This window comes from Streptomyces sp. NPDC017202, from assembly GCF_044331705.1.
In the GTDB taxonomy this organism is placed as follows: domain Bacteria; phylum Actinomycetota; class Actinomycetes; order Streptomycetales; family Streptomycetaceae; genus Streptomyces.
Window position 1 is genome coordinate 479,907 of the sequence record NZ_JBIRNP010000002.1, and the last position, 25,281, is coordinate 505,187.

The 25,281-nt window shown below is 69.5% G+C and carries 28 protein-coding genes and 1 tRNA gene; 21 read left to right on the forward strand and 8 right to left on the reverse strand.

What is annotated here, in order from left to right:
• From ACH4N1_RS06375 to ACH4N1_RS06390, 4 genes are all read right to left on the reverse strand, one after another.
• The coding region (locus tag ACH4N1_RS06375) for a caspase domain-containing protein (protein ID WP_398094900.1) at positions 1 to 924 on the reverse strand (924 nt) is incomplete at its 3' end.
• Positions 925 to 932: 8 nt separating this feature from the next.
• Positions 933 to 1,271: a hypothetical protein gene (locus ACH4N1_RS06380; protein WP_398094901.1), complete on the reverse strand. Its 339-nt coding sequence runs from the start codon at positions 1,269 to 1,271 to the stop codon at positions 933 to 935.
• Between the two features lie 448 nt (positions 1,272 to 1,719).
• Positions 1,720 to 1,947 (reverse strand): hypothetical protein, encoded by a 228-nt coding sequence (locus tag ACH4N1_RS06385; RefSeq protein WP_398094903.1) that lies wholly within the window; start codon positions 1,945 to 1,947, stop codon positions 1,720 to 1,722.
• A complete protein-coding gene (locus ACH4N1_RS06390; protein ID WP_398094904.1) occupies positions 1,944 to 3,032 on the reverse strand; it encodes a DUF1152 domain-containing protein in 1,089 nt (362 codons plus the stop codon). Before ACH4N1_RS06390 ends, ACH4N1_RS06385 begins: the two co-directional genes overlap by 4 nt.
• Positions 3,033 to 3,113: 81 nt before the next feature.
• Between ACH4N1_RS06390 and ACH4N1_RS06395 the strand changes: the two genes are divergently transcribed.
• The 3 genes from ACH4N1_RS06395 (at position 3,114) to ACH4N1_RS06405 (ending at position 5,392) form a co-directional block, all read left to right on the forward strand.
• A complete protein-coding gene (locus ACH4N1_RS06395; RefSeq protein WP_398094906.1) occupies positions 3,114 to 3,854 on the forward strand; it encodes a GntR family transcriptional regulator in 741 nt (246 codons plus the stop codon).
• 276 nt (positions 3,855 to 4,130) lie between these two features.
• Positions 4,131 to 4,568: an ATP-binding protein gene (locus ACH4N1_RS06400; protein WP_398094907.1), complete on the forward strand. Its 438-nt coding sequence runs from the start codon at positions 4,131 to 4,133 to the stop codon at positions 4,566 to 4,568.
• Positions 4,569 to 4,663: 95 nt separating this feature from the next.
• A complete protein-coding gene (locus tag ACH4N1_RS06405) occupies positions 4,664 to 5,392 on the forward strand; it encodes a GntR family transcriptional regulator (protein ID WP_398094908.1) in 729 nt (242 codons plus the stop codon).
• 13 nt (positions 5,393 to 5,405) lie between these two features.
• On the opposite strand, the gene ACH4N1_RS06410 is transcribed toward ACH4N1_RS06405, so the two are convergent.
• On the reverse strand, positions 5,406 to 5,732 hold the full coding sequence (locus ACH4N1_RS06410) for a hypothetical protein (RefSeq protein ID WP_398094910.1): 327 nt from the start codon (positions 5,730 to 5,732) through the stop codon (positions 5,406 to 5,408).
• Between the two features lie 164 nt (positions 5,733 to 5,896).
• Between ACH4N1_RS06410 and ACH4N1_RS06415 the strand changes: the two genes are divergently transcribed.
• The 10 genes from ACH4N1_RS06415 (at position 5,897) to ACH4N1_RS06460 (ending at position 12,019) form a co-directional block, all read left to right on the forward strand.
• On the forward strand, positions 5,897 to 6,247 hold the full coding sequence (locus ACH4N1_RS06415; protein ID WP_093799046.1) for a hypothetical protein: 351 nt from the start codon (positions 5,897 to 5,899) through the stop codon (positions 6,245 to 6,247).
• Between the two features lie 5 nt (positions 6,248 to 6,252).
• On the forward strand, positions 6,253 to 7,626 hold the full coding sequence (locus ACH4N1_RS06420) for an FtsK/SpoIIIE domain-containing protein (RefSeq protein WP_398094911.1): 1,374 nt from the start codon (positions 6,253 to 6,255) through the stop codon (positions 7,624 to 7,626).
• 82 nt (positions 7,627 to 7,708) lie between these two features.
• Positions 7,709 to 8,317 carry a DUF2637 domain-containing protein gene (locus tag ACH4N1_RS06425; RefSeq protein WP_398094912.1) on the forward strand — a complete coding sequence of 203 codons (609 nt, stop codon included), beginning with the start codon at positions 7,709 to 7,711 and terminating at the stop codon, positions 8,315 to 8,317.
• Between the two features lie 19 nt (positions 8,318 to 8,336).
• A complete protein-coding gene (locus ACH4N1_RS06430) occupies positions 8,337 to 8,537 on the forward strand; it encodes a hypothetical protein (protein WP_398094913.1) in 201 nt (66 codons plus the stop codon).
• Positions 8,537 to 8,728: a mobile element transfer protein gene (locus ACH4N1_RS06435; RefSeq protein WP_252545165.1), complete on the forward strand. Its 192-nt coding sequence runs from the start codon at positions 8,537 to 8,539 to the stop codon at positions 8,726 to 8,728. Before ACH4N1_RS06430 ends, ACH4N1_RS06435 begins: the two co-directional genes overlap by 1 nt.
• Before the next feature lie 18 nt (positions 8,729 to 8,746).
• Positions 8,747 to 8,941 carry a hypothetical protein gene (locus tag ACH4N1_RS06440; RefSeq protein WP_252545166.1) on the forward strand — a complete coding sequence of 65 codons (195 nt, stop codon included), beginning with the start codon at positions 8,747 to 8,749 and terminating at the stop codon, positions 8,939 to 8,941.
• Positions 8,942 to 8,958: 17 nt separating this feature from the next.
• The gene (locus ACH4N1_RS06445) at positions 8,959 to 9,204 is read left to right on the forward strand and encodes a SpdD protein (RefSeq protein WP_398095263.1); all 246 of its coding nucleotides are present in this window, start codon (positions 8,959 to 8,961) and stop codon (positions 9,202 to 9,204) included.
• Positions 9,205 to 9,321: 117 nt separating this feature from the next.
• Positions 9,322 to 10,641: a replication initiator gene (locus ACH4N1_RS06450; protein ID WP_398095264.1), complete on the forward strand. Its 1,320-nt coding sequence runs from the start codon at positions 9,322 to 9,324 to the stop codon at positions 10,639 to 10,641.
• Complete coding sequence (locus tag ACH4N1_RS06455; RefSeq protein WP_398094915.1) at positions 10,638 to 10,850, forward strand: excisionase family DNA-binding protein; 213 nt, start codon at positions 10,638 to 10,640, stop codon at positions 10,848 to 10,850. The genes ACH4N1_RS06450 and ACH4N1_RS06455 overlap by 4 nt, the downstream gene beginning before the upstream one ends.
• On the forward strand, positions 10,850 to 12,019 hold the full coding sequence (locus tag ACH4N1_RS06460) for a tyrosine-type recombinase/integrase (RefSeq protein ID WP_398094916.1): 1,170 nt from the start codon (positions 10,850 to 10,852) through the stop codon (positions 12,017 to 12,019). Before ACH4N1_RS06455 ends, ACH4N1_RS06460 begins: the two co-directional genes overlap by 1 nt.
• A gap of 49 nt (positions 12,020 to 12,068) precedes the next feature.
• Here the strand turns inward: ACH4N1_RS06460 and ACH4N1_RS06465 are convergent.
• A tRNA-Gly gene (locus ACH4N1_RS06465) sits at positions 12,069 to 12,142 on the reverse strand.
• A gap of 552 nt (positions 12,143 to 12,694) precedes the next feature.
• Between ACH4N1_RS06465 and dcd the strand changes: the two genes are divergently transcribed.
• The 3 genes from dcd (at position 12,695) to ACH4N1_RS06480 (ending at position 15,505) form a co-directional block, all read left to right on the forward strand.
• The gene (gene dcd / locus ACH4N1_RS06470) at positions 12,695 to 13,270 is read left to right on the forward strand and encodes a dCTP deaminase (protein WP_366059084.1); all 576 of its coding nucleotides are present in this window, start codon (positions 12,695 to 12,697) and stop codon (positions 13,268 to 13,270) included.
• 7 nt (positions 13,271 to 13,277) lie between these two features.
• Entirely contained in the window at positions 13,278 to 13,787 is a 510-nt protein-coding gene (locus tag ACH4N1_RS06475; protein WP_398094918.1) for a phosphoribosyltransferase, read from the forward strand.
• Between the two features lie 407 nt (positions 13,788 to 14,194).
• Positions 14,195 to 15,505 carry a phosphatase PAP2 family protein gene (locus ACH4N1_RS06480; protein ID WP_398094919.1) on the forward strand — a complete coding sequence of 437 codons (1,311 nt, stop codon included), beginning with the start codon at positions 14,195 to 14,197 and terminating at the stop codon, positions 15,503 to 15,505.
• Between the two features lie 140 nt (positions 15,506 to 15,645).
• On the opposite strand, the gene ACH4N1_RS06485 is transcribed toward ACH4N1_RS06480, so the two are convergent.
• Entirely contained in the window at positions 15,646 to 16,650 is a 1,005-nt protein-coding gene (locus ACH4N1_RS06485; RefSeq protein WP_398094920.1) for a Yip1 family protein, read from the reverse strand.
• 148 nt (positions 16,651 to 16,798) lie between these two features.
• Entirely contained in the window at positions 16,799 to 19,090 is a 2,292-nt protein-coding gene (locus ACH4N1_RS06490; protein ID WP_398094921.1) for a (Fe-S)-binding protein, read from the reverse strand.
• Positions 19,091 to 19,388: 298 nt separating this feature from the next.
• Here ACH4N1_RS06490 and ACH4N1_RS06495 point away from each other — a divergent pair, with 298 nt between their 5' ends.
• The 5 genes from ACH4N1_RS06495 to ACH4N1_RS06515 all read left to right on the forward strand — a co-directional run bounded on the left by ACH4N1_RS06495 (position 19,389) and on the right by ACH4N1_RS06515 (position 24,833).
• Complete coding sequence (locus tag ACH4N1_RS06495) at positions 19,389 to 20,564, forward strand: undecaprenyl/decaprenyl-phosphate alpha-N-acetylglucosaminyl 1-phosphate transferase (protein ID WP_398094922.1); 1,176 nt, start codon at positions 19,389 to 19,391, stop codon at positions 20,562 to 20,564.
• 95 nt (positions 20,565 to 20,659) lie between these two features.
• Positions 20,660 to 22,504 (forward strand): molecular chaperone DnaK, encoded by a 1,845-nt coding sequence (gene dnaK, locus ACH4N1_RS06500; protein ID WP_398094924.1) that lies wholly within the window; start codon positions 20,660 to 20,662, stop codon positions 22,502 to 22,504.
• Complete coding sequence (gene grpE / locus ACH4N1_RS06505) at positions 22,501 to 23,157, forward strand: nucleotide exchange factor GrpE (RefSeq protein ID WP_398094926.1); 657 nt, start codon at positions 22,501 to 22,503, stop codon at positions 23,155 to 23,157. Before dnaK ends, grpE begins: the two co-directional genes overlap by 4 nt.
• 36 nt (positions 23,158 to 23,193) lie before the next feature.
• Entirely contained in the window at positions 23,194 to 24,375 is a 1,182-nt protein-coding gene (gene dnaJ / locus ACH4N1_RS06510) for a molecular chaperone DnaJ (protein ID WP_398094927.1), read from the forward strand.
• A gap of 5 nt (positions 24,376 to 24,380) precedes the next feature.
• Positions 24,381 to 24,833, forward strand: a complete 453-nt coding sequence (locus tag ACH4N1_RS06515; protein ID WP_382791957.1) for a heat shock protein transcriptional repressor HspR — start codon at positions 24,381 to 24,383, stop codon at positions 24,831 to 24,833.
• Positions 24,834 to 25,281 lie beyond the last annotated feature (448 nt).

Genomic DNA, 25,281 nt, shown 5'->3' on the forward strand with positions numbered 1-25,281 from the left:
GGGCCAGGCGCCGGGAGGTGCGGGTGTTGGTGTGGCCTTCTTGTCTCCGCTTGTCGGTACATTGTCGGCGGGCGCCTTTGGCCACGCACCTGGCCGGGTCTTTCCTGGGGCTTCGACTCCGACGATTGAATCGAGCGTAGGTTGGTTCTTCTGCAAGGGCAGGGCAGACCGAGGTGGCGGTACTTTCCCTATCCATTGCCTGTTCAGTGAAAGCGCAAGACCCCCCGGAGAATTCCTTACTCTTTTATGCGGTAGGGGGCGAGCCTGTGAGCGGAGGGAGTGAAACAAATGCGAAAATATCGAATCTAGATCCAAAAATTTTTTGGACTTGTCGGAGACTCCATTGCGGAGCAGATTGACCAATTCGCCTGTGAAGACAGTGAAACCTCTGCCATCGTCCGCCATGGCCGCCTGAGTTTCTCCAGCCGCAGCGATCAAATAGGTGCCTTCGACCAAGGCCTCTTCTGCCAGTGCCTGGGCAGGGTCAGACATGGTTCCGAGTGCCGCAGCAGCGTAGCAGCAGTCGAGAATTACAATTCGCCTAACAGCCACTGAGTTAAGAAGCGTCTCGCGAATCTCATTATAGTCGGTCGAAGTATGGGAAGCGCCTGTTCGAGAGGTAGAGCGGGTGAGTCGAAGCTCGCCGCGGTTTTCGCCTCTAAGCCCATGACCGGCGTAATAGACGAGCAATGTATCTGTGGCTTCTTGAACACCGTGATAAATCGGATCAACCAGCTCTTCCGGCGTTCTAGGGTCATGAACTGTGACGCAATGTTGAGCGGGCAGATTCCATGATTCTTCGCCAGTGAGGACTTCATGCAGAGCTGCGATATTCTGCCTGACCGTTGGGATTGCAGGCAGGTGTGCATACTGCCCCACGCCAATAAGGATCGCGCGGGATGCGTGAGGGTCCGGGAGGGTCACGGATTCCTCTACTCCTCGGAGAGTTCCTGCACGATGCGCTCGACAGTTCCGCTGTCGTGCCCCTCGATAGTTACGCGCCTTCCATTATGTTCGATCGTTACTGAGGGGTTCCTGCTTCGCGTTCGTCTCCAAGCGGCATAAGAAAGAGAAAATGTCGTGATCTGCCAAAAATTGTCTGTGATGAGCTGAAGTGTCTCAATTGCGCCACTGCCCATCTCTCCACGCTTGGGGGCTTCGGCCTCCCAGGAAAATCTGGCGTGTCTGCGGATTTCAGGACTTTCCATCAGCCATGATCGGAGCGAGCGCAGCTCCTCCTCGGCGCCTTGGCCGACCATACTGATGCGCATCACGTCCCCCTCTGTCCCCTGTGCCATGACGTGCCCTCAGCTTAGTTGAAGCTTGCTCCTCGGAGGGGTCCATCGAATAGGTGCCTCGACGCTGAGCGTAATTACGCGGTTGGCGGAGCGACTTTGGCCGGGAGCTGCTTTGGCGCGAGTGATCATGGCCCCGTAAGCTTCCGGCGCGTCGGGCAGTCTGTGGACCTGCCCGGTAAAGCACGACGTTGGGGCCATGATCTTCGAGGCTCGCGCCAAAGTGGCTGGCTAAAGTCGCGGAGCCGACCGCCCCAGCCACGACGTGTTCTGGCCTCGTGCTCCGTCTGCCTATCTCTTGAGCGGGCGCGGGCGGCCGGCGGTGCCGAGCGGGGCGGAGACATGAGCGCGGGCGCCGCCGGCCGCCCGCGCCCGCCCGGAGGAGCGAAGCGACGACGGGTGCTTGAACCCGTAAAGAAGGTTGTTACTCAGTCGGCTCTGGGGTGGCTGTGATGCTGCGGGACTGGGCTGCGGCTCGCCGAAGAGCGTCGGCCACTTGGTCGGCTGCATCGGCGGACAAGAGGATCTCTTGGGTCCACAGGATCGAGAGCCTGACGTTGCCGTTCAGCAGGTTGGTGGCTACGTCGACCTCGGTGCCGCTGCCGGTGACGTCCTGCACGTTGAGATCCGGATCGCTCCCGTACGCACTCATTGCTTCAGGCTCCACAAGGGAGCCGCGTACTGCTCAGGGCAGCTGTTGACGAGGAGCCGGCGCAAGTCGTCGCGCTGGGAGCCACTGAGGTTCAGAACCTCGGTGAGGTGGCGGAACGTCGTGTGGGTGACTCCGCGGCTTCGGGCCTCTGCCTCGAACTGGGTGAGTTGGGGGAGTACCGACTCGGTGTCGAGCTTCGTCGGGCGCTGTTCCTTGAGCCAGAGGGCCTTGTTGCGCTCGTAGTCGATTTCGGAGAAGCCGCAGACCTCGCGGCTCAGCGCCTCCGCCTCGTCCAGGGTGGTGGTCGACATGAGGGCGCGGGCCAACTCGTTGCGGCTGACGGCCTCGTCCAGGTCGACCTCGTGCAGCGTGGGGCTCTCGTCGGTGAGGGGGATGGGCAGGCCGGCGTCTCGGACTTCGCAGGTGCCGCGCACGCCTCGGGCTGCCGCTGCGAGCATGCCGGTGGCCTCTGAGGGGTGCCACTCCAGGACCTGGCTGATCGGCTCTGTGTCCGCCGCGGTGAAGGTGTGGACGAGGGGGCCGAGTACGCCTCGCAGGTTCTCGTGCGACAGCTCGCCGTCCAGGCCGGGGCCTGCGACCAATAGGCGAACGGGGGCGTCGACCTGGCAGCTCGCCGCCAGTGTCAGGGAGTCGGCGAGTGGGCTCTTCAGTGTTGGTTCGTCGCCTCGGGCCAGTACGTCGCCGCCGACGTCGAGGAGATCGATCGATGTCGGCCTGAGGTGGGTGACCAGGTCTTCGAGTTGGTGCGTGATGCCCTCGGCGCCGTGTCGCGGGTCGATCAGTGCGAGGGTGTGCGGGAGTTCCGCGGCGAGTCGGGGGAGGGTGGAACCTGCCGGTGCGATGGGGCGGGCCTGCGCCGGCACCTTCCGGACGGCCGGGGTGAGCGGTTCGAGGCCGGTGAAGTCGTCGGCTCCTCGGGGGCCCGGCACCGGGTCGATCAGCAAGCGGTCCCACGCGTACGTGAGGATCACCGCCTGGTCGCCGTCCCCGTACAGGGCGGCGTGAAGCATTGCGGCGGCGACAGCGTCGCCCCCTCCTCCTGCTGCGACGATCAACCGCGTCATGGGCCCAAGACTACGGGGTGGGCCCTTGACCAGTCGCCCTATAGTGGCCAGAGGCTATAGCCACTTGGACGAGGAGGGGGCATGCCCCAGATCGAGGAAGCTCAGCCGAAGTATCTCCAGATCGCGCACTTCATCCGCGACCAGATCCTTCGGGGCGACCTGCGGCCCGGGGACGAGGTTCCCTCGGAACGGCAGCTGGCGGCTGACTGGAACGTGTCCCGGCCGACTGCGGCACGGTCGCTGGAGGCCCTGAGCCATCAGGGGCTCGTCGAGAAGCGGCAGGGGTCCGGCACGTACGTGCGGAGCCTCGAAGTGAACCGGCGGGCGCGCGAGTTGTACGGGCGGGCCCGGCAGACCGGCAAGATCTACACGCCCGGCGAGTACGCGGTGATCACGTCGGCCGGATGGCTGGATGCGCCGGACCACGTCGCTGAGGCGTTGGGCCTGGTGAAGGATCGCCGCGCCGTACACCGCCGGCGGGTCACCAACAACCAGGACGGGCCCATCACGCTGTCCACTTCGTGGTTCGCGTCGGACGTCGGGCGGAAGGCGCCCAAGCTGCTGGAGCCGGAACGGATCCAGCAGGGCACCCTGATGTACGTCGAGAACATGACGGGACGGCAGGGGAGTTACGCGGAAGACCGCATGTGCGCCCGGCAGGCGACCGAGGAGGAGGCGGCAGACCTCCAGCTTGATCAGGGGTCGGCCGTGCTGATCGTGCATCACGTCGTCTTCGACCTCCAGGACCGGCCGTTGGAGTTCGCCGAAGCCACCTACCCGCCGCAGCGCTGGGCGTTCGAACAGGGATACCCGCTCACCTGACTGGGCGTCACTTCAGCGAACTGCTTGCGCGCCCCAAGTGGCTAATGCCACTATCCATCAAGTGGCTAAGGCCACTTGATGGGAAGGGGGCACGGAGTGACGAGTCAGCAGCGGCGTCAGGGAACGCACTTACCTTGCCGGGGTTGCCGGGGACGGGGCTGGAAGCGTGTCAGCTCGCGTACGTCCCTGGCGCTCGCCGCCACTGCCGACCGCGCCCGCGCCACATCTAAGCGGCGCTGCCTCGACTGCGACGGCAGCGGCAAGGAGTGAGGGCGGATGGCGTACACGATCGACCGCTACCCCTGCGAGGAGTCACCGCGCCTCGGCGCGATGACCCTGCAACCGGCCCCGGAGTCCGTGCCCAGGGCCCGGCGATGGTTCCGAAAGTTCATCGCCCCGTACAACCCGGCCTGTTCGGTCGACGACTGCGTGTTGATGATCTCGGAACTGGTGACCAACGCCATCCGGTACGGGCGGGCGGATGAACCGTGGCTCGTGCGGGTGGAGTGGTTCCGTGAGGAGACCTCGCTTCGGGTCGACGTCCACAACCCCGGCTTTCCTGCGGGCGTGAGGCTTCGGCGTCCGGACGCCAACGACGCGCACGGGCGTGGGCTGCTCCTCGTCGACTCGATCGCCGCATCGTGGCACTCCGGGCCCAGTCGCTTCGGTGGGACGGTGGTCTCCTTCGTGATCGCCGATGCCTGGCCGTCGTGAGGAGGGGAACACCTTCCGTCGGTACTGCGGCGGCGGATTCGTCGCTAGTCTGGTTGACCAGTTGACTTGGCCAATCTCGACAGGCGGCGGCGTTCATGGCGTATGAAGTGGAGGCACCGAAGTATGTCCGCCTCGCTCAGACCATCCAGCAGCGCATCGAGGACGGCACGTATCCGCCCGGTACCCGCGTGCCCAGTGAGAACCAGCTGGTGCAGTCCTTCGGGATGTCCCGCCCGACCGTCGTCCGGGCGCTGGAACTGCTGAAGCGTGACGGCTGGCTCGAGTCCCGGCAGGGGTACGGCACGATCGTGCGCGGGCGGCCGGCGGGGGTCGAGCAGAAAGACCGCCGGGGGAGCGAAGCGCTCGCGCGTGACGAGTCCCGGACCGCGGGGCGGCTCGTCGAAGTCGGCCGGGTCTCCGTTCCGGCGCGCGTCGCCTCCGCGCTCGGGTTGCCGAAGCGGGCGAAGGTCCTCATGCGCCGGTTCCTGGTCGAGGAGGACGGCGAACCCGTCGAGCTGGTCTCGTCCTACTTCCCCGCCGGCCTGGTCGACGGGACCGAGCTGGAGAGCGCCGACCCCTTGAGCGGCGGTACCCGTGCTCACCTTGAGTCGCGGAAGAAGGTCCGCTTCGACCACGTGACGGAACGGGTCTCGGCTCGACTGCCCGAGCACGGGGAAGCGGAGCTTCTGGAGCTTCCGGAGGGCGTACCCGTTCTCAGCGTCCTGGTCGTCGCGTGCGACGCCTCCGGGCAGGCGCTGCAGGTCTCTGACGTGCTGTTGCCCGCCGATCGGCAGGAGCTGGAAGACACCTACCGCCTGAACTGAGCCCGGTCGGGGGCTAACCGTCCTCCCGGCCGGGAAGCGGTGCGCCCTCGAGGAATGCTCGGTAGGCGTCTGCGGCGGCATCCTCCACGGTGGGTCCCGTCGGTCCGTACCGCGTGTCACTCCGGTCGCGCTTCGGCCCGGAGATCCAGAACGCCTCATCGGTTCCGACGTCGTAGAAGTTGGCGTCGAACAAGCCGATGCCCGTCGCGCGCCGCAGCGTCCGTCCGTGGAAGTAGGCGGTCTTCCAGCTCTTGGAGAAGTCCACCCACCCGATCCACGAGGGTCCGCGGTCGGTGTCGTAGCCCGTTTTGAGCTGCACGAACATGATTCGGCGAGGCATGGCCCCAGCTTGGCCGGTCGTGCTCCTCCAGCAAACCGAGTTTGTGGAGCGACGCGAAGCCCCGACCGTTCTAGCTTGACAAGTCAACTTGGCATCTCTAATTTCGAACTTGCTAAGTCAACTTGTCAGGTGGCGAGTTGATCGACTCAGAAGGAGCAACCTCTGTGCGTGTGATCCGCGTTGACGCCTCGACCGCCACGATCCTGCTCACCGAAGCGCCGGCGCCGAAGGTGCGCGACCGGCAGACCGGTGAGATCGCCAAGGACGCCGTGAGCGGTGAGGCGCTGATGACCATCGGCGTCGTCTACATCGACGAGGGTGAGTCGTCGCTGATCCAGGTCACCATCCCCGAGAGCGGTGTGACGGACGGCCTGACCGTCGGCGCCCCGGTCTCCCTCCCCGGCCTTGTCGCCCGGCCCTGGCAGAGCGTGTTCAACGGACGCGAACGGCACGGCATCGCCTACCGGGCCACGGCCGTCATGCCCGGCGCGTTCCAGATGGCTCAGGCGGGCTGATCGGCGTGACCGACCTGGTGACGTTGGCCGAGCTGGGCGGACCGCTCGCTGCGATAGGCGGCGCGGCCTACGCCCGGCACGCCCGCCCGGCGGCGTACTGGTCCGCGGTCGGGCTGCCGCTCTCGGTGGCCCGGCTGGTGGCCTCGTACTCATCGACCATGGACGCGTGCGGGCTGACCGTCGAGCCGTCCCGCTGGCGGGCGCTGGCCGTCAGGGCCACCACCCGGCGGGAGATCCGGCCGGTTCCGCCGCGCCGCGGAGTGATCCGGCCCAACTCGACAGGCCTCCGCGTACGGCTGCGGCTCGCCCCCGGGCAGGAACCGGCGGACGTCGCCGCCTCGGCCGAACGACTGCGGCATGCCTGGGGTGTTCACGCCGTGTACGTGCGGGACGTCAAGCCCGGTGTCGTCGAACTCCGGCTCGTCGGCTACGACGTCTTGCGCAAGGTGCGGATGCCGCGCCGCGTCGACGGCGGGCTTCTGCGGGTGCCGGTGGCCCTGCGGGAGGACGCGACCGCGTTCGTCCGCGACTACCGCGCCGTACCGCACGAACTCGTCCTCGGCGCCACGCTGTCCGGCAAGTCCATGTACCTGCGCCACCTCGTCGCCGGCCTCGCGGCGCAACCCGTCGCCCTGGTCGGCATCGACTGCAAGCGCGGTGTCGAGCTGGCGCCCTTCGCCCCGCGGCTCTCCGCGCTGGCGACCGACCCGGACGAAGCGGCCGAGCTGCTGCCGGTCCTGGTCAAGGAAATGGAGGACCGATACGACCTGATCAAGGCCCGGCAGGGCATCGCGCCCGGCACCCCGGACGAGGAGATCACCTCGGACGTCTGGGGCCTGCCCGACGGTGAACGCCCGGTTCCCATCGTGCTGTTCGTCGACGAGGTGGCGGAACTCTTCCTCGTCGCCACCCGCAAGGACGAGGAGCGACGGGACGAGATGGTCACCCAGCTCATCCGCCTCGCCCAGCTCGGCCGCGCGGCCGGCATCTACCTCGAAGTGTGCGGACAGCGCTTCGGCGCCGAACTCGGCAAGGGCGCGACCATGCTCCGGGCCCAGCTCACCGGCCGGGTCTGTCACCGCGTGAACGATGAGGCCTCCGCCAAGATGGCGCTCGGCGACATCGCGCCCGAAGCGGTCGACGCGGCCTGTTCCATCGCCCCCGAACTGCCCGGCCTCGCCGTCGTCGGCGACACCTCCGGCGGCTGGTCCCGCATCCGCACCCCGTACCTGTCCCTCGCCGACGCTGCGGCCACCTGCCGGGAATCGGCGCACTTCGCCCCGGACGTACCGGCGCTCACGCCCTTCCGGCCGTACGCCCCGCCCGTGCCCACAGAGGCGTCCGGGACCGTGACCGTTGCCCACCCGGTGACCGAGTAGCCGCACGCCATCCCTCGGCCGGCGCGGCCGTACCGCGCCACGTCCCTACCCCGCCATGCCCGGAACCGGAAGGAGTGGCGCCGTGCGTTCCCTGCCCGTCCGCCTCGACGCCGTACTCGTCCAAGCCCTGATCGCCGCCGCGCTGTCCTTCGCCCACCTGCACGACCTGGCCGCAGCCGCCGGACAGGACGGCTGGAAGGCGTGGGCCTACCCGGTCTCCGTCGACCTGCTGTTGGTGGCGGCCTGGCGGCGACTGCGCTCCGGCGGGTCGAAGGCGGCCGGGTGGTGCTGGTTCCTCGTCGCGCTGACCGCGTCGCTCGGGGCCAACATCGCCACGGCCGGCCTGCTCGACCTGGACGCCGTACCCGCCTGGCTGCGGATCCTCGTCGCCGGATGGCCCGCGGTCGCCTTCCTCGGCGGCACGCTCCTCGCCCACGGCCCGACCGCCGAGTCTGAAGCGGTCCCGGCCCCGACCCCTGCCCCGGCGCCTGAGCGGCCCGCTGGCGAAGTGGCCCCCGAACCGGTGCCGCCGCCCGTCACCTCCGTTCCGTCGGCCCTCGTCACCCACGCCCGCAAGGTCGCCGACGAACACCGTGCCCGGACCGGAACCCCCATCGACACCCAGACCCTTCGTGCCCGGCTCGGCGTCCCCCTACCGATCGCCGAAGCCATCGCCGCCCAACTCACCTGAACCGGGAGCACTTCCGCCCATGCGTCCGTCCACGTTCCGCGCCCTCAACCGCGCCGCCGAGCTGACCCGTCAGAACCGCCTCACCGAAGCAATGCTCATCGCCGAACCCGTGATCATCACCGCCGACGAGTACGAGGGCGAGGAGATCCGGCGGTGGCTGCTCGACCACGTCGCCGACTTCACCGGCGAGAACCACCCCGACCCGAAGGAGCTGCCCTGATGCCCGCCAACCCGCGTTTCCGCCGGGTCGTGCGCATCGGACCCGTCCAGGTCGGCACGTACTACGACGGCCGGGGCCGCGAGAAGCACTCCGCCGTGTGCACGGCTCCGCGCTGCGGCTTCTCCGCCGACTACGACAGCCGCACCGCCGCCGAGCTGGCCGCCCGCACCCACCGCTGCCGCGCCCGCTGATCCGCTGAGGAGAACGCCGTGACCGTCTCGCTCCCGCTCGTCTTCGTCCTGGGTGTCATCGCCTGGGCCGCGATCAAGTTCCTCGGCGTCCGCCTCTGGGTCGCCGTCGTGATCGCCCTGTTCGGCTTCTGGCTCTCCCACACCTTCCTCGCCCCCGCCATCGAGACCGGCACCCGCACCGGCGTCGACGTCGTCGACGGCACCGACAAATGACCAGGAGGCCCGCCGTGCTGTTCCGCCCCCAGCTCCCCGACACCCCGCACCCGCCCACGACCCTCACCGCGCAGCACCAGGTGCAGGCGCCGGTCCCGTCCGTCGGCCGTCCGCTCACCCCCTACGTGGGTGCGGTCGTCGCGGTGGTGGTCGTCGGCATCGTCCTGACCGCGCTCCTGGCCGCCGTCGCCGTCACGGCCGTGTCCGTGGCCGTCGCCGCCGTGGTCCTGCGCTCCCTCGTCACCGGCGCCCCCAGGCGCTGACCGGCCACCGGGGCGGCAACAAGCCGCCAAGCATCCCGCCGCCCCGGGGCCGTCCCCTCCCGACCGCCGAAACAGTCGAAAGGAACTCCCATCATCACCCGGCAGACTCCGCCCCCGCTGGCGGAACTCTCCACACTGGCCTCCCTCGGCACCCTGCCCGAGCTGGCCCGCCAACTCTCCGGCTTGGGCGGCTGCACCCATCCCGTCCGCCTCGACGGCCACCGCACCGAATACGCCGTCGACACCTGTACGGGCGAGATCGGCAGCGTCCTGCACCACCTCGACTCGGCCACCCTGCCCGCCGGTCAGCTCCTGGTCCGCTGCAACAACCGCCGGGCCACCCGGTGCGCGGCCTGCGCCGAGACCTACCGCCGCGACACCTATCACCTGATCACCGCCGGACTGCGCGGTGGCAAGGGCATCCCCGATCAGGTCGCCACTCACCCCCGCGTCTTCGCCACCTTCACCGCACCCGGCTTCGGCCCGGTCCACAACCGCCGCACCGACGGCCGCCCCTGCCGCTGCGGCACCCACCACGACCAAGACGACGACACCCTCGGCACCCCGCTCGACCCCGACCGCTACGACTACGAAGCGGCCGTCCTCTGGAACGCGCACGCCGGGGCCCTGTGGCGGCGCTTCTCGATCTACCTCCGCCGGGAGGTCGCCAAGCGCGCCGGCCTCACCCAGCGCACCTTCCGCGACCACGCCCGCATCTCCTTCGCCAAGGTCGCCGAGTACCAGAAGCGCGGCGCCGTCCACTTCCACGCCGTCATCCGCCTCGACGGCCCGGACGGCGGCGACACCCCACTGCCCGCCTGGGCGACGGCCGAACTCCTCACCGACGCCATCCGCGCGGCCGCGACCGCCGCACGCGTCGACGGGCCGGTCATCGACGGCCGTGCCCACACCTTCGCCTTCGGCCGCCAACTCGACGTCCGTACGATCCGCTCGGCCGACTTCGACGACGGCCAAGAACTGACCGAGCGGGCCGTAGCGGCGTACATCGCCAAGTACGCCACCAAGGGCGCCGAGACAGCCACGGGCACCCTGGACCGGCCGATCCGCTTCCTCGCCGAGCTGGCACAGGCCCGGATCACCGAGCACGCCCGCCGTCTCATCCGCACCGCCTGGACCCTCGGCGCACGCAAGGACCTCGAACACCTCCGCCTGCGCGCTTGGGCCCACATGCTCGGCTTCCGCGGCCACTTCTCCACCAAGTCCCGCCGCTACTCCACCACCCTCGGCGCCCTCCGCACCGCCCGCGCCGACTGGCGACGAGCACAAGCCGCAACGACGGCCGTGCCCCAGGACGGCGACACGACCCTCGTCCTCGCCCACTGGGTGTTCGCCGGCACCGGCCTCAGCGCTGCCGAGACCTGGCTTGCCGCCTCCCTAGAACCCGCCCCCGGCACGGAAGGAGAACCGACCACATGAACGACCGCTACCTCTCCGTCGACCAGGTCGCCGAGCTGCTCGGCACCTCCGTCCGCTTCCCTCGGCGGCTCATCGAGGAACGGCGCATCCGCTACGTGAAGGTCGGCCGGCACGTGCGCATCCCGGAGAGCGCGGTGGCGGAGTTCATCGACTCGCACACGGTGCCGCCGTTGAGGCGTCCCCGTGCCCGCTACGGGAGGGCTGCCTGATGGCGAACGACAAGGGGCGGCGGCGCCGCTTCGGTGCGATCCGACGGCTTCCTTCCGGCCGGTACCAGGCGCGTTATCCGGGCCCGGACGGCGTCATGAGGCCGGCCCCTTTCACCTTCGAGACGATCGCCGACGCCGACGACTGGCTTGCCGAGAAACAGACGGAGATCCGCCGGGGAGACTGGCGGGACCCCGAAGCGGGTGCGGTGAGCTTCCGGGCCTACGCGGACAAGTGGGTGGAGGAACGCGAACTGGCTCCGCTCACGCGGGACCTGTACCGGTACCTCCTCGACAAGCACCTCACCGCCTTCGCCGATCTGGACCTGGACGAGATCACCGCCCCGCGCGTCCGCGAGTGGCGTGCCGAACGGCTGCGGGTCACGGGTGCCAAGACGATCACCGCCAAGGCGTACCGGCTCCTCAAGGCCGTCATGGAGACGGCCGTGGACGACGAGTTGATCCAGCGCAACCCGTGCCGGATCAAGGGCGCAGGCAAGGAGAAGGCGGCTGAGCGGCGCATCGCCACCGTCGCCCAGGTGGACGCGCTCGCCGAAGCGGTGGGGATGCGATGGCGGCTGATGGTCTACCTCGGCGCCTACGGTCCGATGCGGCCGGAGGAACTGGCGGGCCTTCGCCGCCGTGACGTCGACCTCGACAACCTCCGCGTCCGCGTACGCCTCGCAGAGCCGGAACGGATGAACGGGCGACGCGTCCAGGGCGACACCAAGTCGGAGGCCGGGACCCGGACTGTGATCCTTCCCGCATTCCTCCACCGGGAGCTCCGCTGGCACCTTGAGTCGTTTGCGGAGCCGGGGCCCGACGGGCTTCTCTTCGTGGGGGAGAAGGGTGCTCCCTTCCGGCGTAGCACTTTCGGGCGACGGTGGCGGAAGGCGCGGGAAGTCGTCGGCATGCCAGAGGGCTTCCGGTTCTACGACCTCCGCCACACGGGGCACACCTTGTCCACCCGTTCCGGTGCGACGCTCAAGGACACGATGGTCCGCGCCGGCCAGTCCTCCGAGAAGGCCGCGCTGATCTATCAGCACTCCGACGACGACCGACAGCAGGAGGTCGCAGCCGGCCTCGACGCCACCGTGCGGAAGGCGCGGGCCGCCGCGGCCGGGAGAGCGCCGGACAAGCCTTCTGGCACGAATCTGGCACGCGGCGAGTGATCGCCGAGCACAGCAAAAAGGCCCGGGTCGATGACCTGGGCCTTCTTCGTGGAGCGGGTGACGAGAATCGAACTCGCGCTCTCAGCTTGGGAAGCTGATGTTCTACCATTAAACTACACCCGCGTAAGACGCCGGTCGGGCCGGTGTCTGATCGCGCGGTCACTCTACCTCATTCCCGGCCCCCGGCGCTGAAGCCCTGGGGGCCGAGTGTGTTTCGAGGGGTGGGATCCGGGTGTCCCGGGCGGGAGTTGGGGCATACGGTAGGGCGGTCGCGGAGGGTCCCGGCGTGGACGGAGTGCCGCCTGGAGGGTCGTCTCGCTCCTCCCGTAATGTGGCTTTCGTCGTCCGGCGAGCAGCAGCCGGACGCGGCTCTTGGGGAAGGGACTCGACGACTTGATGGATCACACCGTCGTCCGTTGTGCCGATGGGCACGTGTTCAGCACCGCTTCGTTCCCGATGCAGCAGGCCGAGCGGCTCGGTCCCGGACGGCTCGTCCGGTGTCCTCGGTGCGCCCGGCTCCGCAGTGTGGTGCCGGTGACCTTCGAGAAGCGGTAGCGGCGCGAAGCGGTAGCGGCGAGCTGCAGGAGCAGCGAGCGGCACCAGTGGCAGCAGCAGCCTGGCGCGCGGAATCGTCCTGATGACGGCCGGTCCGCGCGCCTTGCGTATCCTCAGGGCGTGCTTCTCTCTGACAAGGACATCCGGGCCGAGATCGACGCCGGACGGGTACGGATCGATCCCTACGACGAATCCATGGTGCAGCCGTCCAGCGTCGACGTGCGCCTCGACCGCTACTTCCGGGTGTTCGAGAACCACCGGTACCCGCACATCGACCCCTCGGTCGAGCAGGCGGACCTCACGCGGCTGGTGGAGCCGGAGGGGGACGAGCCGTTCATCCTGCATCCCGGGGAGTTCGTCCTGGCCTCCACCTACGAGGTCATCACGCTCCCCGACGATCTCGCCTCCCGGCTCGAGGGCAAGAGTTCGCTCGGCCGGCTCGGGCTCGTCACGCACTCGACCGCCGGTTTCATCGACCCCGGCTTCTCCGGGCACGTCACCCTCGAGCTGTCCAACCTCGCCACCCTGCCCATCAAGCTGTGGCCGGGCATGAAGATCGGGCAGCTGTGCATGTTCCGGCTCAGCTCGCCCGCCGAGCACCCCTACGGCAGTGAGCGGTACGGGTCCCGGTACCAGGGGCAGCGCGGACCGACCGCCTCCCGCTCCTTCCTCAACTTCCACCGGACCCGGGTGTGAGCGGCGCATGAGCGACGTACGGGAGAACCTCAGCTACGAGCGGTTCGGCGTCGCCGTCCGTGAACTCGCCCAGACCATCGTCGACGACGGCTACGAGCCCGACATCGTGCTCAGCATCGCCCGCGGCGGGGTGTTCGTCGCCGGCGGCCTCGCGTACGCCCTCGACTGCAAGAACCTCCACCTGGTGAACGTCGAGTTCTACACCGGCGTGGGCACCACCCTCGAGATGCCCGTCATGCTCGCGCCCGTGCCCAACGCGATCGACTTCTCCGACAAGAAGGTCCTGATCACCGACGACGTCGCCGACACCGGCAAGACCCTCAAGCTGGTGCGGGACTTCTGCCTCGACGCCGTCGCCGAGGTCCGCAGCGCGGTGATCTACGAGAAGTCCCACTCCCTCGTGAAGTGCGAGTACGTCTGGAAGCGCACCGACGACTGGATCAACTTCCCGTGGAGCGTCCTGCCCGTCGTCCGCAGGTCGGGGGAGCCGGTCACTCCGTCCAGGGAAGCCCTCTGACCTGAGCCGGGAGCGCCGACGGCCGGGACCACCGCGCGGTGGTCCCGGCCGTTCGCCTTTTCCGGTCGCTCCCTCTCGCCCGGACCTGTCCGAGGGGCCGGGGGGGCGGGGGCTGCGGTCCGCCGGATGTCCCGAGGGTGCGTCCGCTCACGAGTTGGGCCTTCGGCGCAACCCGTTCGCAGCACGCCGCTAACATGTTCGAACTCGCGATGAACGCCCCTGTCGCCCTTCCTCCACCGGAAGACCATGCCGTCCGGCGTGTTGATCACCTCGGCCAGTCGAAAACTACTAAATCGGTCAAACAATTGATACCTATAGCATCGCGGGTGTTTTCGCGAATACAAGGCAGACCCGATTTCTCCGGGTGGCGTCGGCCCCGGACGATACTGTGGGCCGCGGGAACGACCGTGGCCCTCGGATTCCTCGTCGCGCTGGAACTCGTGGCGCGTCGTCTCGGTCTGCCGGGGCCGATGACCACGCAGGCGCGGGAAGTGGTCTTCCCGCCCAAGTCGGGTGGCCTGCTGTACGCCTCGATGGCGTTGATGATGGTGGTGCTCACCTGGCGGCAGCGGCTGATCGCCCTCGGCGCCGCGATCGGTGTCGACCTTGTCTTCGTGTCGGTCCGGTGGGCGGCCGGCGTCGAGGTGACCGAAGGCCACCCCTTCGGCAACGGCGCCCTGTGGGTGACCCTCGGCTGCGCGGTCTTCGCCGTCACGCGCCGCACCGGCCCGGAACGCGTCCTGCTGCTGAAGGGTGCCGGGCTGGCCCTGCTGCTGATGGCCGGCCGCAAGACCGGTGACACCTGGCTGCTCATCACCTCGAAGACCCGCCCCCTCGTGCTCGACCAGTACGTGGCGACCGCCGACCACGCGCTGGGCAACCCCTCGTGGCTGGTCGGCCGGGTCGTGGAGGCCAGTGGCCCGATCGGATTCAACTTCCTCGACTTCGTCTACGGCCAGCTCGCGGTCGCCGCGGTCGTCGTCGCGCTGTACCAACTGCGCAACGTGGCGGTCGAGCGCCGCTTCCCGCGCCACCACCTGGTGCGCACCTTTTTGGTGATCGGCCTGATCGGCCCGGCCTTCTACATGATCTACCCGGTGGTCGGGCCGATCTTCGCCTACGGCACGGGCGCCGAGCACTGGGCGGACGTCAGCCTGTGGGCGCCGGACATGCCGCCCAGCAAGCCCTGGGCCGTGGCCGACCTGTGGCCGCGGACACCGCCGCCGCTCCAGCCCCCGCACCTCATGTCCTTCGACGAAATCACCCCGCGCAACTGCATGCCCAGCCTGCACACGGCGTGGGCCACCGCGATCTTCATCCATTCCCGGAAGGGCCCGCGCCTCCTGCGGTACGCGGGCGCTTTCTGGCTGGTCGCCACCCTCTGCGCGACGCTGGGATTCGGCTACCACTACGGCGCCGACCTCATCGCCGGAGTGGTGTTCACCCTCACCATCGAGGCGGCTCTGCGCGCGTTCGACCAGGGCTGGGACCGGTCGGGGCTCCGGCTGGCCGCTTACGGCGCGACGGTCTTCACCGCGCTCCTGGTGTCGTACCGCTGCCTGCCGTCGGAGATGGCCGGGCACCCGTGGGTGTTCGGGCCGCTTCTCCTGCTGGCGACGGGCTCGGTGGTCCACGGCTATGTGCGGACGACCGCGCGGTGGGAACCGAAGGCCGCGCCGGCGCCGGAACCCGAACCGCAAGCCGAGCTGATCGTCTGACTCCTGCCGCCCCGGACGGCGCCCACCCCCGCGGAACCGGAAAGGCCCCGCTGAAGGGCCCCGCTGAAAGGCCCCGGTAACCGGAAAGGCCCCCGGTGTCCGGGGGCCTTCTCCGTGTCGGTGCCGGTCGGTGCCGTCCGTCAGAACGTGCCCAGCTTCACGATCGACAGGATGGCGACCAACTGGATCGCCGACGCGCCCAGGGCCTTCGGCCAGGGCAGGTCGTGGGAGCGCCTCACCATGAGGGTGAGGAGGGCGCCGGCGGCGACCCAGGTGGCCCATCCCAGCAGCTGCACGAACGACGCGTCGCCGCCCAGGAACATGGCGAAGACCAGGCGCGGGGCGTCCGTGAGGGACATGATCAGCATGGAGAGGCCGACCGTGGGCTGCCAGGCGCCGTCGCCGCCGAGCTGACGGGCCAGGGTGTGGGTGACGACGCCCAGGATGAAGGAGCTGATCACCATCGCCACGGCCGTCGTCAGGACGATCGGGATCGCGTTGGACAGTGTCGCGTTGATCGTGTCCGTACGGGTGTCGTCGAAGCCGAACACCGCGAGCAGGCCGTAGAGGAAGGTGACGACGAGGGCGGGGCCCCACAGCGTGTAGTCCCGCATCCGCAGGAAGGTCTGGTCGGGGGACAGCACGACGCCCCGCAGGAGCTGCTTCCAGGGCAGGCGCGGGCCGGTCGGGCCGGCCGGGGCCGCGGCGCCCGCGTGGTACGTCTCGCCCTGGTTGTACTGCTGGTGGTCGTCGATCGAGAACGCCTGGGTGTGTCCCGGGTTGTTCGCGGCGTACGGGTCGTGCGGGGGCGCGCCGTAGTGGTCGCCGCCGCCGAAGTACTCCGGCTCGCCGCCGCCCTGGCCGCCGCCGTTCGACGGGGGCCACTGCTGGCCTCCACCGCCGCCGTACTGCGGCCGCTGCTGCGGCGGGTACGGCTGCTGCGCAGGCGAGTAGCCGTGCGGAGACGGCCCCGGGGGCGTCTGCCGCCCGCGGGGAGGGTCATGGGGTCGCGCTTGCGGGGCGCGGCCGTCCCGGCCGCCACGTCCGATCCTGAATCCAGCCACGTCATCGAACGTACCTGCTCCCGGAGAGTGACGTGCGGGGCCCGGCCCTCCCAAGGCGGCATTGCGGCCGACCTGTGACATCCCCTAAGGGGAGTCCCGTACGACCGTCCGGGGGTTCGCGGGGCGGGCATCGGCACCGGCGGCCCGGGACGCGGGGTACGGCCGTGGGGACGACGGCGCCCCCCGTCCACGGTGGACGGGGGGCGCCGCAAGGTACCGTCGCCGGCGGTCACTTCACCGGCTGGGGCTCCGGCTCGGTCTCCGACTCGGCCGAGCCCGCGGGGGGTTCGTCGTCGACCGGGGTCTTCACGGAGTCGAGGAGGAGCTGGGCGACGTCCACGACCTGGACGGACTCCTTGGCCTTGCCCTCGTTCTTCTTGCCGTTCACGGAGTCCGTGAGCATGACGAGGCAGAACGGGCAGGCGGTGGAGACGATGTCGGGGTTCAGGGACAGGGCCTCGTCGACGCGCTCGTTGTTGATGCGCTTGCCGATCCGCTCCTCCATCCACATCCGCGCGCCGCCGGCGCCGCAGCAGAAGCCGCGTTCCTTGTGGCGGTGCATCTCCTGCTGGCGCAGTCCGGGCACCGCGGTCATGATCTCCCGCGGCGGCGAGTAGATCTTGTTGTGGCGGCCCAGGTAGCACGGGTCGTGGTAGGTGATGAGGCCGTCGACCGGGGTCACCGGGATCAGCTTGCCCTCGTCGACGAGGTGCTGGAGCAGCTGGGTGTGGTGGATGACCTCGTAGTCGCCGCCGAGCTGCGGGTACTCGTTGCCGAGGGTGTTGAGGCAGTGCGGGCAGGTGGCGACGATCTTCTTCGCCGACCTCGGCTTGCGGGAGGCCTCGGTGACCTTGCCCTCGTCGTCCGTCTCCTCGCCGAACGCCATGTTCAGCGCCATGACGTTCTCCATGCCGAGCTCCTGGAACAGGGGCTCGTTGCCGAGGCGGCGGGCGGAGTCACCGGTGCACTTCTCGTCGCCGCCCATGATCGCGAACTTGACGCCCGCGATGTGGAGGAGTTCGGCGAAGGCCTTGGTGGTCTTCTTGGCGCGGTCCTCGAGGGCGCCGGCGCAGCCGACCCAGTACAGGTACTCGACCTCGGAGAGGTCCTCGATGTCCTTGCCGACGACCGGCACCTCGAAGTCGACTTCCTTCGTCCACTCCAGGCGCTGCTTCTTGGCCAGGCCCCAGGGGTTGCCCTTCTTCTCCAGGTTCTTGAGCATCGTGCCCGCCTCGGACGGGAACGACGACTCGATCATGACCTGGTAGCGGCGCATGTCGACGATGTGGTCGACGTGCTCGATGTCGACCGGGCACTGCTCGACGCAGGCGCCGCAGGTGGTGCAGGACCACAGGACGTCCGGGTCGATGACGCCGTTCTCCTCGGCGGTGCCGATGAGGGGGCGTTCGGCCTCGGCGAGCGCGGCGGAGGGGACGTCCTTGAGCTGCTCCTCGGACGCCTTCTCCTCGCCCTCCATGGTCTTGCCGCCACCCGCGAGCAGGTAGGGGGCCTTGGCGTGCGCGTGGTCGCGCAGCGACATGATCAGCAGCTTCGGGGAGAGCGGCTTGCCGGTGTTCCAGGCGGGGCACTGCGACTGGCAGCGCCCGCACTCGGTGCAGGTGGAGAAGTCCAGCAGGCCCTTCCAGGAGAACTGCTCGACCTGGGAGACGCCGAAGACGTCGTCGTCGCCGGGGTCGGCGAAGTCGATCGGCTTGCCGCCGGAGGTCATCGGCTGGAGGGCGCCGAGGGCGGTGCCGCCGGTGGCCTCGCGCTTGAACCAGATGTTGGGGAAGGCGAGGAAGCGGTGCCAGGCGACACCCATGTTGGTGTTCAGCGAGACGACGATCATCCAGACGAAGGACGTCCCGATCTTGATCATCGCGGTGAGGTAGACGAGGTTCTGCAGCGCGCCGACCGACAGGCCCTTGAAGGCGAGCACCAGCGGGTACGAGGCGAAGTACGACGCTTCGTAGTGGTCCACGTGGTGGAGCGCGCCCTCGAGGCCGCGCAGCACGTAGATGGCGAGGCCGATGGTGAGGATGACGTACTCGACGAAGTACGCCTGACCTGACTTGGAGCCCGCGAAGCGGGACTTGCGGCCGGGCCGCGACGGCAGGCTCAGCAGGCGGATCACGATGAGCACGGCGATGCCCAGGATCGTCATCACGCCGATGAACTCGATGTACATCTCGAACGGCAGGAACGTGCCGATCAGCGGCAGCGTCCAGTCGGCCTGGAAGAGCTGGCCGAACGCCTGCGCCAGGGTGGGCGGCAGCGTCAGGAAGCCGACGGCCACGAACCAGTGGGCGATGCCGACGATGCCCCAGCGGTTCATGCGCGTGTGGCCGAGGAACTCGCGGACGAGTGTCACGCTGCGCTGGTAGGGGTTGTCGGTCCGGGTGCCGGCCGGGACCGGCTGGCCCAGCTTGAAGTACCGGACGAACTGGCCGATGGCGCGGGCGAGCAGGGCGACGCCGACCACGGTCAGGGCCAGCGACACGATGATCGCGGCGAGTTGCATGGGGGCTCCTCGGGCCTGCGAGGTTTGCGGGGTTTCGTCGGCGGCGCCGACATTACTAAGCGGTAACTTATGCAGTCCGTCTGAGAGTACCCCTATCCTCCGCCGCACTGTAGTCGGGCACGGGGTGATCTGGATCGCTGAGGGTCACCTCAGGTCCGGTGCGGGAGCGGCGCGGGGGGCCGATCCGAGGGGCGCGTGGAGGCGGTTCGGCGGGCGGCTCGGGAGGTGGCTCGGGGGCGGGGGAAATCTGATCGTGTTATTCGTACCAAATGGATACATTTATGACTAATTTATAGCCGTGCTCTACGGGATCGCCGCCGCCACCGCCGCCCTGCTCCTCGCCGCCGTCCTCGCCGCGCTGCTGCGCGCCCCCGCCCTGAGACTCGGACTGCTCGACCGGCGACAGCGGCAGCGACGCGTGCCGCTGTCCGGGGGCGCGGCCGTCGTGCTCGCCACCTGCGGGGTCGCCGTCACCGGCGACCGCACCGGCCTCGCGCCGCTCGGTGAGGGGATGGGCGCGCTGCTCGCCGCCGGGGCGGGCGTCGCCGCCCTCGGGCTGGTGGCGGACGCCTGGCGGCTGAAGACCCGGTTCCTCCTCGCCGGTACGGCCGTGGCGGCGGCGTTCGTCGTCCCGTACGCCGACACCGGTGTGCCCGCCGGCATCGCCGCCGTCGGCTGGATCGCCTGCGTCGCCCTCGCCTTCCGGGCGCTCGACCACGCCGAAGGGGTGGGCGGCACCGTCGGGGTCGTCACCGCCTTCGGGGTGGCCGCCTGCGCCGCGGCCGAGGTGATGGACGGTCTGGCGGTGCTGCTGAGCGTGCTCGCCGCCGCGCTGACCGGCTTCCTCATGCACAACTGGCCCCCCGCGCGCGTGGCGCTCGGCGGCTGCGGCGCCCTGTTCACCGGTTTCCTGCTCGCCGCGGCGGCCGTCACCACGCGCGCGGGGCAGGACGCGGCCACCGGGGCGGGGGTGCTGTTCGCGCTCACCGCGGTCGCCGTGGCCGACGTCGCCCTCGTCGTGCTGGCCCGGCGCACGGCCGGGCGCCCGCTGCTGCGCCGCGGCCCCGACCACCTCGCCCACCGGCTGCGCCGGCTCGGCCTGACTCCGGCGGGGGCGGCGGTGGCCGTCGGCGCGGCCGCCTTCCCGGGGGTGCTGGTGGGGACGCTGGTGCACACCGGGGTGCTGGGAGCGCCGGCCGTGCTCTGGGTCGCGGGCGGCGTGCTCGTCGTCGTCCTCGTGCTGTGGCGCGTACGCGCGCGCGTGCCGGGGCAGGGGCGCGGCGGCCCCGAGACGCGTGCGGGCCGGGGTGTCCGCGTGCGTCAGGACCCGTCCCCGCGTCACCGTCAGCGCCCCCGGCGTCAACCCGCTTCCCTGGTGCAGCCCCCTCGGGAGTCGGCGGAATCACCCCTGCGGGCATCTCGCCGCATCGCATCGCCGCAGGTCGGCGGCTCCTTGCGTGTAAGGAACGGATAAGACTTGAGTCCGGCTGACTCATGTCTGTTGACCCAGCGGTGAGCGTCGTGCACACTTGAGCCTGTTCCACTCAAGTCAGCTGGAGGAAGATCACCATGGCACGTGCGGTCGGCATCGACCTGGGCACAACCAACTCCGTCGTCAGCGTTCTGGAGGGCGGCGAGCCCACCGTCATCACCAACGCCGAGGGTGCCAGGACCACGCCGTCCGTCGTCGCCTTCGCCAAGAACGGCGAGGTGCTGGTCGGCGAGGTGGCCAAGCGCCAGGCGGTCACGAACGTGGACCGGACCATCCGCTCGGTGAAGCGCCACATGGGCACCGACTGGAAGATCGAGCTCGACGGGAAGCAGTTCAACCCGCAGCAGATGAGCGCGTTCATCCTGCAGAAGCTGAAGCGGGACGCCGAGGCGTACCTGGGCGAGAAGGTGACCGACGCGGTCATCACCGTCCCGGCGTACTTCAACGACTCCGAGCGCCAGGCGACGAAGGAAGCCGGTGAGATCGCCGGTCTCAACGTCCTCCGCATCGTCAACGAGCCCACCGCGGCCGCGCTCGCGTACGGCCTCGACAAGGACGACCAGACGATCCTCGTCTTCGACCTCGGTGGCGGCACCTTCGACGTGTCCCTCCTGGAGATCGGTGACGGCGTCGTCGAGGTGAAGGCCACCAACGGCGACAACCACCTCGGTGGTGACGACTGGGACCAGCGCGTCGTCGACTACCTGGTGCAGCAGTTCAAGTCCGGTCACGGCGTGGACCTCGCCAAGGACAAGATGGCCCTCCAGCGCCTCCGCGAGGCCGCCGAGAAGGCCAAGATCGAGCTGTCCTCGTCCACCGAGACCTCGATCAACCTGCCGTACATCACGGCGTCCGCCGAGGGCCCGCTGCACCTGGACGAGAAGCTCACGCGCGCCCAGTTCCAGCAGCTGACCGCCGACCTGCTGGAGCGCTGCAAGACGCCGTTCCACAACGTCATCAAGGACGCCGGCATCGCCCTCTCCGAGATCGACCACGTCGTTCTCGTCGGTGGCTCCACGCGTATGCCCGCCGTCGCCGAGCTGGTCAAGGAACTGACCGGCGGCAAGGACGCCAACAAGGGTGTGAACCCGGACGAGGTCGTCGCCATCGGCGCCTCGCTCCAGGCCGGTGTCCTCAAGGGCGAGGTCAAGGACGTCCTGCTCCTCGACGTCACCCCGCTGTCCCTCGGCATCGAGACCAAGGGCGGCATCATGACCAAGCTCATCGAGCGGAACACGACGATCCCGACCAAGCGGTCCGAGATCTTCACCACCGCCGAGGACAACCAGCCCTCCGTGCAGATCCAGGTCTACCAGGGCGAGCGCGAGATCGCGGCGTACAACAAGAAGCTCGGGATGTTCGAGCTGACCGGTCTGCCGCCGGCCCCGCGTGGCGTCCCGCAGATCGAGGTCTCCTTCGACATCGACGCCAACGGCATCATGCACGTGACGGCGAAGGACCTCGGCACCGGCAAGGAGCAGAAGATGACCGTCACCGGCGGCTCCTCGCTGCCGAAGGACGAGGTCGACCGCATGCGCCAGGAGGCCGAGCAGTACGCGGACGAGGACCACCGCCGCCGCGAGGCCGCCGAGGCCCGCAACCAGGGCGAGCAGCTCGTCTACCAGACGGAGAAGTTCCTCAAGGACAACGAGGACAAGGTCCCGGGCGAGATCAAGACCGAGGTCGAGGGCGCGATCGGCGAGCTGAAGGAAGCCCTCAAGGGCGAGGACACCGCCGAGATCCGCACCGCCACCGAGAAGGTCGCGGCCGTCTCCCAGAAGCTGGGCCAGGCCATGTACGCCGACGCCCAGGCCGCTCAGGCCGCCGGTGGCGAGGCTCCGGGCGCCGGCGCCAAGGCCGCCGACGACGACGTGGTGGACGCCGAGATCGTGGACGACGAGCGCAAGGACGGTGCCGCGTGACGGAGGAGACCCCGGGCTTCGAGGAGAAGCCCGACGTCCCCTCCGGCGCCACCCCTGAAGACGCCGAGCCGCAGGCCGACTCCTCCTCCGCCGCGGCGGAGGAGTCGGCCCCGGCCGGGGACGCGAACCAGACAGTGGCACTGGTGGCCCAGCTGGACCAGGCCCGCAAGGCGCTCGACGAGCGCACGGCGGACCTCCAGCGCCTCCAGGCCGAGTTCCAGAACTACCGCCGCCGGGTCGAGCGGGACCGGATCGCGGTCAAGGAGATCGCCGTCGCGAACCTCCTGACCGAACTCCTGCCCGTGCTCGACGACATCGGCCGCGCGCGGGAACACGGCGAACTCGTCGGCGGGTTCAAGTCCGTCGCCGAGTCGCTGGAGACCGTGGCGGCGAAGATGGGCCTCCAGCAGTTCGGCAAGGAGGGCGAGCCCTTCGACCCGACGATCCACGAGGCCCTGATGCACAGTTACGCCCCGGACGTCACCGAGACGACGTGCGTGGCGATTCTCCAGCCCGGGTACCGGATCGGCGAACGCACCATCCGTCCCGCGCGGGTGGCGGTCGCCGAGCCCCAGCCGGGCGCGCAGGCCGCCAAGGGCGACGAGGCGGAGGCCGGCGACGACAAGGAGAGCGGTGGCCCGGACGAGGGCTGAGCTTGACGAGCGGATGAGGAAGGAGGGACGTCGGGGATGAGCACCAAGGACTTCATCGAGAAGGACTACTACAAGGTCCTCGGCGTCCCCAAGGACGCCACCGAGGCCGAGATCAAGAAGGCGTACCGGAAGCTCGCCCGCGAGTTCCACCCGGACGCCAACAAGGGCAACGCCAAGGCCGAGGAGCGCTTCAAGGAGATCTCCGAGGCGAACGACATCCTCGGCGACCCCAAGAAGCGCAAGGAGTACGACGAGGCACGCGCCCTCTTCGGCAACGGCGGCTTCCGCCCGGGGCCGGGCGCGGGCGGCGGCTCCTTCAACTTCGACCTGGGCGACCTCTTCGGCGGCGCCCAGGGCGGCGGTGGCGCGGCCGGCGGCTTCGGCGGCGGACTCGGCGACGTCTTCGGGGGCCTGTTCAACCGCGGCGGCGCGGGTACGGGCACCCGTACCCAGCCCCGGCGCGGCCAGGACATCGACACCGAGGTCACCCTGACCTTCACGGAGGCCATCGAGGGCGCGACGGTCCCGCTGCGCATGTCCTCGCAGTCCCCCTGCAAGGCCTGCTCCGGCACCGGCGACAAGAACGGCACGCCGCGCGTGTGCCCGACCTGCGTCGGCACCGGCCAGGTGGCGCGGGGCTCGGGCGGCGGGTTCTCGCTGACCGACCCCTGCCCGGACTGCAAGGGCCGCGGCCTGATCGCCGAGCACCCCTGCCTGGACTGCAAGGGCAGCGGCCGCGCCAAGTCCTCCCGCACCATGCAGGTCCGCATCCCGGCGGGCGTCACCGACGGGCAGCGCATCCGGCTGCGCGGCAAGGGAGCGCCCGGTGAGCGCGGCGGACCGGCCGGCGATCTGTACGTGCTCGTCCACGTCGGCGCGCACCCGGTCTTCGGCCGCAAGGACGACAACCTCACGGTGACCGTGCCGGTGACGTTCACGGAGGCCGCCCTCGGCGGGGAGATCAGGGTGCCCACGCTGGGCGGCCCGTCGCTCACGCTGAAGCTGCCGCCCGGCACGCCCAACGGGCGCACCATGCGGGCGCGCGGCAAGGGCGCGGTCCGCAAGGACGGCACCCGCGGCGATCTGCTGGTCACCGTGGAGGTGAGTGTTCCGAAGGACCTCTCGGGGAAGGCTCGGGACGCACTGGAGGCGTATCGCGAGGCGACCGCGGGAGAGGATCCGCGGGAGGAGCTGTTCGAGGCAGCGAAGGGAGCTTGAGAGTGATGGACGGCCGTCGGCGCAATCCGTACGAACTGACCCAGGAGACCCCGGTCTACGTCATTTCGGTGGCGGCTCAGCTCTCCGGCCTGCACCCGCAGACCCTGCGCCAGTACGACCGCCTGGGACTGGTGTCCCCGGACCGCACCGCCGGCCGGGGCCGCCGCTACTCGGCCCGCGACATCGAACTGCTGCGCACCGTCCAGCAGTTGTCGCAGGACGAGGGCATCAACCTGGCGGGCATCAAGCGGATCATCGAGCTCGAGAACCAGGTGGTGGCCCTCCAGTCCCGGATAGCGGAGCTGGAGGACGCCCTCGACGGCGCGGCGGCGACCATGCGGCAGCGCGAGGCCGCCGTGCACGCCTCCTACCGGCGCGACCTGGTGCCGTACCAGGAGGTCCAGCAGACCAGCGCCCTGGTCGTGTGGCGGCCGAAGCGGCAGCAGTCCGCGGACTGACGGGGCGACAGCACGCCCGAGGGGCCCGGAGGACGATTCCTCCGGGCCCCTTCGCGTCTTCCGGGCTCCTTCGCGCGCTGTCCCGGGGCTCCTTCGCGCGCTGTCCCGGCGGGCACCGGACGCCGTTCCGCACGGGGCCGGGTGTCGTACGCGCGGGGTGCCGCGCCGTCGGACGCGTGGGTCCCGGAGCCGGTGCCGGCCGGGGCTGGCCGACTTCGTGCGGTCCTCTGTTCGGAGCGGACGGCCGGGCGGTCCGCCGTGATGACGTTCCGTGAGGGGCGGAGGGGGGCTGTGCGGTCGTTCGCGGATGTGTCGACTCGTGTCGAGTGAAGGGTCCGTAAAGGGGTTTTGGAGGGTTTCCGTCCCGTCTCCATGTGTCTTCACGCGCTAAGCGGAGTGTGATGTTGTCACTTCGTTAAGTAGTACGGCTTGACGCCGACGGGCGCCG

Excerpts from the sequence above, each read along its gene's own strand:
- ACH4N1_RS06430 (WP_398094913.1), top strand. The coding sequence starts at position 8,337 with ATGCGTCCGTCCACGTTCCGCGCCCTCAACCGCGCCGCCGAGCTGACC.
- ACH4N1_RS06400 (WP_398094907.1), top strand. The coding sequence starts at position 4,131 with ATGGCGTACACGATCGACCGCTACCCCTGCGAGGAGTCACCGCGCCTC.
- ACH4N1_RS06460 (WP_398094916.1), top strand. The coding sequence starts at position 10,850 with ATGGCGAACGACAAGGGGCGGCGGCGCCGCTTCGGTGCGATCCGACGG.
- ACH4N1_RS06455 (WP_398094915.1), top strand. The coding sequence starts at position 10,638 with ATGAACGACCGCTACCTCTCCGTCGACCAGGTCGCCGAGCTGCTCGGC.
- ACH4N1_RS06485 (WP_398094920.1), bottom strand. The coding sequence starts at position 16,650 with ATGTCACAGGTCGGCCGCAATGCCGCCTTGGGAGGGCCGGGCCCCGCA.
- ACH4N1_RS06475 (WP_398094918.1), top strand. The coding sequence starts at position 13,278 with ATGAGCGACGTACGGGAGAACCTCAGCTACGAGCGGTTCGGCGTCGCC.
- ACH4N1_RS06390 (WP_398094904.1), bottom strand. The coding sequence starts at position 3,032 with ATGACGCGGTTGATCGTCGCAGCAGGAGGAGGGGGCGACGCTGTCGCC.
- ACH4N1_RS06385 (WP_398094903.1), bottom strand. The coding sequence starts at position 1,947 with ATGAGTGCGTACGGGAGCGATCCGGATCTCAACGTGCAGGACGTCACC.
- ACH4N1_RS06405 (WP_398094908.1), top strand. The coding sequence starts at position 4,664 with ATGGCGTATGAAGTGGAGGCACCGAAGTATGTCCGCCTCGCTCAGACC.
- ACH4N1_RS06380 (WP_398094901.1), bottom strand. The coding sequence starts at position 1,271 with ATGCGCATCAGTATGGTCGGCCAAGGCGCCGAGGAGGAGCTGCGCTCG.
- ACH4N1_RS06490 (WP_398094921.1), bottom strand. The coding sequence starts at position 19,090 with ATGCAACTCGCCGCGATCATCGTGTCGCTGGCCCTGACCGTGGTCGGC.
- dnaK (WP_398094924.1), top strand. The coding sequence starts at position 20,660 with ATGGCACGTGCGGTCGGCATCGACCTGGGCACAACCAACTCCGTCGTC.
- ACH4N1_RS06435 (WP_252545165.1), top strand. The coding sequence starts at position 8,537 with ATGCCCGCCAACCCGCGTTTCCGCCGGGTCGTGCGCATCGGACCCGTC.
- ACH4N1_RS06515 (WP_382791957.1), top strand. The coding sequence starts at position 24,381 with ATGGACGGCCGTCGGCGCAATCCGTACGAACTGACCCAGGAGACCCCG.
- dnaJ (WP_398094927.1), top strand. The coding sequence starts at position 23,194 with ATGAGCACCAAGGACTTCATCGAGAAGGACTACTACAAGGTCCTCGGC.
- ACH4N1_RS06395 (WP_398094906.1), top strand. The coding sequence starts at position 3,114 with ATGCCCCAGATCGAGGAAGCTCAGCCGAAGTATCTCCAGATCGCGCAC.
- ACH4N1_RS06410 (WP_398094910.1), bottom strand. The coding sequence starts at position 5,732 with ATGCCTCGCCGAATCATGTTCGTGCAGCTCAAAACGGGCTACGACACC.